General features: G+C 69.9%; 5 protein-coding genes. All 5 read right to left on the bottom strand.

Annotated elements, in window-relative coordinates:
- Positions 1-11: 11 nt before the first annotated feature.
- The gene (gene gyrA / locus D471_RS0122260) at positions 12-2,594 is read right to left on the bottom strand and encodes a DNA gyrase subunit A (RefSeq protein ID WP_017600669.1); all 2,583 of its coding nucleotides are present in this window, start codon (positions 2,592-2,594) and stop codon (positions 12-14) included.
- Between the two features lie 87 nt (positions 2,595-2,681).
- Positions 2,682-4,619 carry a DNA topoisomerase (ATP-hydrolyzing) subunit B gene (gene gyrB / locus D471_RS0122265; RefSeq protein ID WP_083924289.1) on the bottom strand — a complete coding sequence of 646 codons (1,938 nt, stop codon included), beginning with the start codon at positions 4,617-4,619 and terminating at the stop codon, positions 2,682-2,684.
- Between the two features lie 488 nt (positions 4,620-5,107).
- A complete protein-coding gene (locus D471_RS0122270; RefSeq protein WP_017600671.1) occupies positions 5,108-5,620 on the bottom strand; it encodes a DUF721 domain-containing protein in 513 nt (170 codons plus the stop codon).
- 70 nt (positions 5,621-5,690) lie between these two features.
- On the bottom strand, positions 5,691-6,824 hold the full coding sequence (recF, locus tag D471_RS0122275; protein ID WP_017600672.1) for a DNA replication/repair protein RecF: 1,134 nt from the start codon (positions 6,822-6,824) through the stop codon (positions 5,691-5,693).
- Positions 6,825-6,946: 122 nt separating this feature from the next.
- On the bottom strand, positions 6,947-7,527 hold a 581-nt coding region (locus D471_RS0122280; protein ID WP_017600673.1), incomplete at its 5' end, for an NAD(P)-binding domain-containing protein.

The raw sequence follows: 7,527 nt of genomic DNA on the forward strand, positions 1-7,527 counted from the left end.
TAACGCGCAGTCTAGGCCTCGGGGTTTCCTTCCCCGGTCACCGCGCCCTCGGCCGTGTCGTCGGCCCCGACCTCCTCGGCCTCCTCAGCGGCCTCGGCGTTGCGCGCCACGGCCACGATCTTGTTGCCCTTGTCGAGGTTCATCAGGCGCACGCCCATCGTGGTGCGGCCGGACTGCTTGACCTCGGCGGCGCCGGTGCGGATCACCCCGCCCGCGGACGTGATCGCGAAGATCTCGTCCACCTCGGGGTCGACCATCATCGCCCCGACCAGCTTGCCGCGGGCCTCCACGACCTTGGCCGTCAGAACGCCCTTGCCGCCCCGGTTCTGCACCGGGTACTGGTCGGCCGGGGTGCGCTTGGCGTAGCCGTTCTCCGTGGCCACCAGGACGTCGGAGGACCCGTCCCCGGGCCGGATGACGTCCATGCTCAGCAGGTAGTCGCCCGACATGAAGCGCATACCGATCACACCGCTGGTCGCCCGCCCCATCGGACGCAGCGACTCGTCGGAGGCCGAGAACCGGATCGCCTGGGCGTCGCTGGAGATCAACAGCAGGTCGTCGTCGGGGAAGACCAGTCGCGCGGCGATCAGCTCGTCGTCCTCGCGCAGGTTGATCGCGATGATCCCCGCCGAACGCGCCGAGTCGAAGTCCTCCAGGCGCGACTTCTTCACCAGCCCCTCGCGGGTGGCGAGCACCAGGTACGGAGCCGCTTCGTAGTCGCGCAGCGCCATGATCTGCGCGATCTCCTCGCCCGGCTGGAACGGCAGCAGGTTGGCCACGTGCTGACCGCGCGCGTCCCTGGCCGCCTCCGGCAGCTCGTAGGCCTTCGTCCGGTACACCCGGCCCTGGTTGGTGAAGCACAGGATCCAGTGGTGGGTGGTGGTGACGAAGAAGTGCTGGACGATGTCGTCCTGCTTCAGCTGCGCCCCGCGCACGCCCTTGCCGCCGCGCTTCTGCGCCCGGTAGTTGTCGATCCGCGTGCGCTTGGCGTACCCGCCGCGGGAGATCGTGACGACCACGTCCTCCTCGGCGATGAAGTCCTCCATCCGCATGTCACCCTCGAACGGGATGATGTGCGTGCGCCGCTCGTCGCCGTACTTCTCGACGATCTCGGCGAGCTCCTCGCGGACGATGGACCGCTGGCGCGGGTCCGAGGTGAGGATGTCGTTGTAGTCCGCGATCTGCGCCATCAGCTCGTCGTACTCCGCGGTGAGCTGGTTGCGTTCCAGCGCGGCCAGCTTGCGCAGCTGCATGTCGAGGATGGCGCGGGCCTGGATGTCGTCGATCTCCAGCAGGCCCATGAGGCCCGTGCGCGCCTCGTCGGCGGAGGCGCTGGCGCGGATGAGGTTGATGACCTCGTCGATGCGGTCCATCGCCCGCAGCAGTGCGCGCAGGATGTGCGCCCGTTCCTCGGCCTTGCGCAGCAGGTAGCGCGTCCGGCGGACGATGACCTCGATCTGGTGCTTGACCCAGTGCCGGATCATCTGGTCCAGGCGCAGGGTCCGCGGCACCCCGTCGACCAGCGCGAGCATGTTCGCGCCGAAGGTCTCCTGGAGCTGGGTGTGCTTGTAGAGGTTGTTGAGCACCACCTTGGCGACGGCGTCGCGCTTGAGCACGATGACCAGGCGCTGACCGGTGCGGCCGCTGCTCTCGTCGCGCACGTCGGCGATGCCGCTGACCTTGCCGTCCTTGACCAGGTCGGCGATCTTCAGCGCCAGGTTGTCCGGGTTGACCTGGTAGGGCAGCTCCGTGACCACCAGCGTCTGGCGCCCGCGGCCGTCCTCCTCGACCTCCACGACCGCGCGCATGGTGATGGAGCCGCGCCCGGTCCGGTAGGCCTCCTCGATCCCCCGCTTGCCGACGATGAGTCCGCGCGTGGGGAAGTCCGGGCCCTTGACCCGCTCGATGAGCGCGTCCAGCAGCGCCTCGTCGTCGGTGTCCGGGTTCTCCAGATACCAGTTGACGCCGTCGGCGACCTCGCGCAGGTTGTGCGGCGGAATGTTGGTCGCCATACCGACCGCGATCCCTGACGAGCCGTTGACCAGCAGGTTCGGGAACCGGGCGGGGAGGACGACGGGCTCGGAGGAGCGGCCGTCGTAGTTGGGCCGAAAGTCGACGGTCTCCTTGTCGATGTCCCGGAGCATCTCCATGGCCAGCGGCGCGAGCTTGCACTCGGTGTAGCGCATGGCGGCGGCCGGGTCGTTGCCCGGGGAGCCGAAGTTGCCGTTCGGGTCGACCAGCGGCATGCGCATCGACCACCACTGGGCCAGGCGCACCAGGGTGTCGTAGATCGCGCTGTCGCCGTGCGGGTGGTAGTTACCCATCACGTCACCGACGACGCGGGCGCACTTGAAGAACCCGCGGTCGGGCCGGAACCCGCCGTCGTACATCGCGTAGAGCACGCGCTGGTGGACCGGCTTGAGTCCGTCGCGCACGTCGGGCAGGGCGCGGCCGACGATGACCGACATCGCGTAGTCGAGGTAGCTGCGCTGCATCTCGACCTGGATGTCGACCGGCTCGATCCGGTCCCTCGCCGGGGCCTCAACAGCGGAGTCCGCACCCTCGGGAGAGTCCGGGTTGTTCGCATCCGTCACGGATGTCGATCCCTTCTATGAAGCTTCGTTGAGCGTGGTTCTCCCCGCCCGGCCGCCGCCCGCGGGCGCGACCAGGGCGGCACGGACCTAGATGTCCAGGAAGCGGACGTCCTTGGCGTTGCGCTGGATGAAGGAGCGCCGGGACTCGACGTCCTCGCCCATGAGCACGCTGAACATCTCGTCGGCCTGGGCCGCGTCCTCCAGGCTGACCTGGAGCAGCACCCGGCGTTCGGGGTCCATGGTGGTGTCCCACAGCTCGTTGGCGTTCATCTCGCCCAGGCCCTTGAAGCGCTGGACCATGTCGCGCGGTCGCGGGTCCTTCTTCCCGGCGGCGATCCCGGCCTCGATGACCCGGTCGCGCTCGGCGTCGGAGAAGGCGTAGCCCGCGTCGCTGCCGCGCTGGTCCCACTTGATCTTGTACAGCGGCGGCTGTGCCAGGTAGACGTGACCGGCCTCGACCAGCGGCTTCATGAAGCGGAACAGCAGGGTGAGCAGCAGGGTGCGGATGTGCTGGCCGTCGACGTCGGCGTCGGCCATGAGGATGATCTTGTGGTACCGCAGCTTGTCGGCGTCGAAGTCCTCGTGGATGCCCGTGCCCAGCGCGGTGATGATCGCCTGGACCTCGTTGTTCTTGAGGATGCGGTCGATCCTCGACTTCTCCACGTTGAGGATCTTGCCGCGGATCGGCAGGATCGCCTGGTGGTGCGGGTCGCGTCCGCCCTTGGCGGAACCGCCGGCGGAGTCACCCTCGACGATGTAGACCTCGCACTCCTCCGGGTTGGTCGACTGGCAGTCGGACAACTTGCCGGGCAGGGAGGTGGACTCCAGCAGGGTCTTGCGGCGGGTGAGGTCGCGGGCCTGGCGGGCGGCGATCCGGGCGCGGGCGGCCTGGCTGGCCTTGGACACGATGTCCTTGGCCTCGCCCGGGTTGCGCTCGAACCAGTCGCGCAGGTGCTCGTTGGTGACCCTCTGGACGAAGGACTTGGCCTCGGTGTTGCCGAGCTTGGTCTTGGTCTGGCCCTCGAACTGCGGGTCGGCCAGCTTGACCGAGATGATCGAGGTCAGGCCCTCGCGGATGTCGTCACCGGTGAGGTTGTCGTCCTTGTCCCGCAGGAGTTTCTGGTCCCGCGCGTACCGGTTGACCAGGGTGGTCAGCGCGGAGCGGAAACCCTCCTCGTGGGTGCCGCCCTCCGCCGTGTTGATCGTGTTGGCGAAGGTGTGCACGGACGAGGTGTAGGACTGGTTCCACTGCATGGCGATCTCGACCGAGATGCCGTCGCCGTCCTCCTCGAAGGAGATGATCGACGCGTGCGCCGGCTCCTTCTTGGCGTTGATGTGCCGGACGTAGTCGGACAGGCCCTCGTCGTAGTGGAAGGTGTTGACCGTCGGGCCACCGTCGGTGTGCTCGGGCCGCTCGTCGCGGATGGTGATGGACAGCCCCTTGTTGAGGAAGGCCATCTCCTGCATCCGGCGGGCGAGGGTCTCGAACGTGAAGACCGTGGTCTCGAAGATGTCGCCGTCCGGCCAGAAGGTGATCTGGGTTCCGGTCTCGTCGGTCTCCTCGCCCCTGACCAGGTCTCCGGTGGGCGCGGTCATCTCGTAGTGCTGCGTCCACACGTGCCCGTCCTTGCGGATCTCCACGTCCAGCGCCGTGGACAGCGCGTTGACGACGGAGACGCCCACACCGTGCAGACCGCCGGAGACCGCGTACGACTTGCCGTCGAACTTGCCGCCCGCGTGCAGCGTGGTCAGCACGACCTCGACGGCCGGGCGCTTCTCCACGGGGTGGAGGTCGATGGGGATGCCACGGCCGTTGTCGGCCACACGCACGCCGCCGTCGGCCATCAGGGTCACCTCGATGGCGCTGGCGTGCCCTGCCAGCGCCTCGTCGACGGAGTTGTCGACCACCTCGTAGACCAGGTGGTGCAGGCCCCGCTCACCGGTGGAACCGATGTACATCCCTGGGCGCTTGCGTACTGCCTCAAGCCCCTCAAGGACCGTGATTGATCGAGCGTCGTAGGCCAAGTGGGAACACCCTCCTGCTGGGGACGCCTGCCGGCCGTGGCCGAGCGGACGACGGTCAGCCCGCGGAGGCGGTGACCGAAGGGGTCGGCATACCGCGACACCAGGGGGATCACCACATCACCGTACGGGCCGTCCGCCCACCCTCTCCTGGGGGCGTGGGACCGGCTACAGGCATCTGAAGAACCGACTCCATGATACCCCGCGCCATACGACAAAGGAGCATTCACGGCGCTGTGCCGCTCGCCAACGAACGTTCAGGGAGGGAGCCGACTCCCTACACGCGGGTGGCCCCTCGCGCAAGTCCCGGAGCGGTTCAGTGGCCGTTGGGCGACTGGCCCCGGCCTCCGGTCCGGCGGCCGCGGCTCGGCCCGCCGGAATTCCCGACCGCCGGAGATCCCCCTCCGGGAACCACTCTGACCTGCGAAAACATTCCTCAGGGCCACGCCCGGGACGGAAACATCCGACGGGTGCGCCCCCGAGCGGAGTCCTCAACGACGGCGGGACCCGGGCCCCCGCACCTTGATGGAGACGACCGTCCCCTCGCCGAGCTCCTCGTTCAAACGGCGCATGAGATCACGCACCATCGATCGCGCTTGGGCCGCCATCGTCGGTGAATCGGCCACCACGACGAGTTCACCGTCCGAATAACTCTCCGGGCGGAGCCGCTGGGCGTTGAACTCGCCAACGATGTCCGACCATCGGCCGAACACCCCGCCGATCGCCACCTGTTCCTGCCACCCGTGCTCGATCAGCCACGTCCGCACGGCGTCGCCAAACAGCTGGGGCTCGTTGCGTGACCGGATCCGGCCACGCTTGCGAGCGCGCGGCGCTCCGCGGGGCGTCGCTCCGCGATCCCGGGCCTCGGCCCGGGCACGGGCGAGCGCCTGCCGGGCGAGGTCGGCTCCGGAGACGGCGGGGGCCGCCGGAGTGGCCGGGGCCGCCGGAGTCCGTTCGGGCGCGTGCGCGACGGGACCCGTCGCACCTCCCGGGCCGCCGTCCACAGGTTGTGGACGCACGCGCCCGAGTCCGCCGCCGAGGGACGCTCGGGGATCAACGGGCCGCGGACGACTGTCACTCACGTCCGACCACCCCCGCGCCCACCGCGAACCGGACGCCGTCCAGCTCCTTGGGGATGTCATCGGGCACCGCCGCGGTCACCAGGACCTGTTCGGCGCCGCGCACCCGCTCGGCCAGTCGCCGGCGGCGCTCGCTGTCGAGTTCGCAGAACACGTCGTCGAGGATGAGGACGGGGTCGTCCCCGTCCGCCCTGAGCAGGTCGAACGCGGCGAGTTTGAGCGACAGGGCGTAGGACCAGGACTCCCCCTGGCTCGCGTAACCCTTCGCGGGCAGGCCGCCGAGCTGGAGGTGGAGTTCGTCGCGGTGCGGACCGACGAGGCTGACGCCCCGTTGGAGTTCGCGCTCCCGCGCCTGGCCGAGGGCGGACCGGAGGATGTCCACAAGCTGTGGACGGTCGGCGGGCGGTTCACCCCCGTCGGGATCCGCCGAGCAGCGGTAGGAGGGAACGGCCGGGCCGCCGGAGTCGGTCAGCCCCGCGTAGGCCTGCGCGATCAGCGGCCGCAGCTCCGCCACGAGCGCCAACCGCGCCGCCAGCAGTTCGGCGCCGACCTCCGCCAGGTGGGTGTCCCAGACCTCCAGGGTGGTCAGGTCCGGCGCCGAGCGCTGCCGGAACATCCGCCCGGACGCCGACTTCAGCAGGGCGTTGCGCTGCTTGAGCACCCGGTCGTAGTCGGAGCGCACACCCGCCATCCGCGGCGCGCGCGCCACGAGCAGGTCGTCGAGGAAGCGCCGCCGCTCGCCCGGGTCGCCCTTGACCAGGGCCAGGTCCTCGGGGGCGAACAGCACGGTGCGGAGGATCCCCAGGACGTCGCGGGGCCGACCTGCGGCGGCCTGGTTGATCCGTGCCCGGTTGGCGCGGCCCGGGTTGAGTTCCAGGTCCACGACCATGGAGCGCTCGTCGCGCACGACCTTGGCCCGGATGATCGCGCGGGGAGCGTCCCGCCGGATGAGCGGGGTGTCCGAGGAGACTCGGTGGCTGCTGAGCGTGGCCACGTAGCCGACCGCCTCGACGAGGTTGGTCTTGCCCTGGCCGTTGGCCCCGACGAACACGCTCACGCCGGGGTCCAGTTCCAGTAGGGCGTCCTCGTAGGACCGGAAGTCGACCAGTTGCAGATGGGAAACGTACATCCGGCCCTCCTCCGGGGACGGTGGCGCGGGATCACGGGCGCGGGGGTCCCAGGTGCGCTCATGGAAAGGCCGCGAGCCGTCGGTCGGGACGGGTGGCGGGCGCGCTCCCGGGGCTGTGCCGGTCAGTCCCTGGAGGGGGTGCGGGGGTCCGGGCCGGACTTGGTCACGGCGTGACCGCCGAACTGGTTGCGCAGCGCGGCCACGACCTTCATCGCCGGGCTGTCGTCCTGGCGTGAGGAGAAGCGAGCGTAGAGCGCGGCGGTGATCGCGGGAGCGGGGACGGCGTGGTCGACGGCGGCCTGGACCGTCCAGCGGCCCTCACCGGAGTCCTGGGCGTAACCGCGCAGCTCGGCCAGGTCCGGGTCCTCCTCCAGGGCGCGGCTGAGCAGGTCGAGCAGCCAGGAGCGGACGACCGTGCCCTCGCGCCAGCTCTCGAAGGTGCCGGGGACGTCGTCGACGATCCCGGAGGCGGTCATGAGCTCGTAGCCCTCGGCGAAGGACTGCATCATGCCGTACTCGATGCCGTTGTGGACCATCTTGACGAAGTGTCCGGCGCCGACGGCGCCGGCGTGCACGAAGCCGCCGCCCGCGTCGGGGGTGAGCGACTCGAAGACCGGTCGGGCGCGCTCGACGTCCGCGGCCGGGCCGCCGACCATGATGCCGTAGCCGCTCTGGCGGCCCCAGACACCGCCGCTGACGCCGA

The sequence above is a fragment of the Nocardiopsis lucentensis DSM 44048 genome, from assembly GCF_000341125.1.
GTDB lineage: Bacteria > Actinomycetota > Actinomycetes > Streptosporangiales > Streptosporangiaceae > Nocardiopsis > Nocardiopsis lucentensis.

Excerpts from the sequence above, each read along its gene's own strand:
- recF (WP_017600672.1), bottom strand. The coding sequence starts at position 6,824 with ATGTACGTTTCCCATCTGCAACTGGTCGACTTCCGGTCCTACGAGGAC.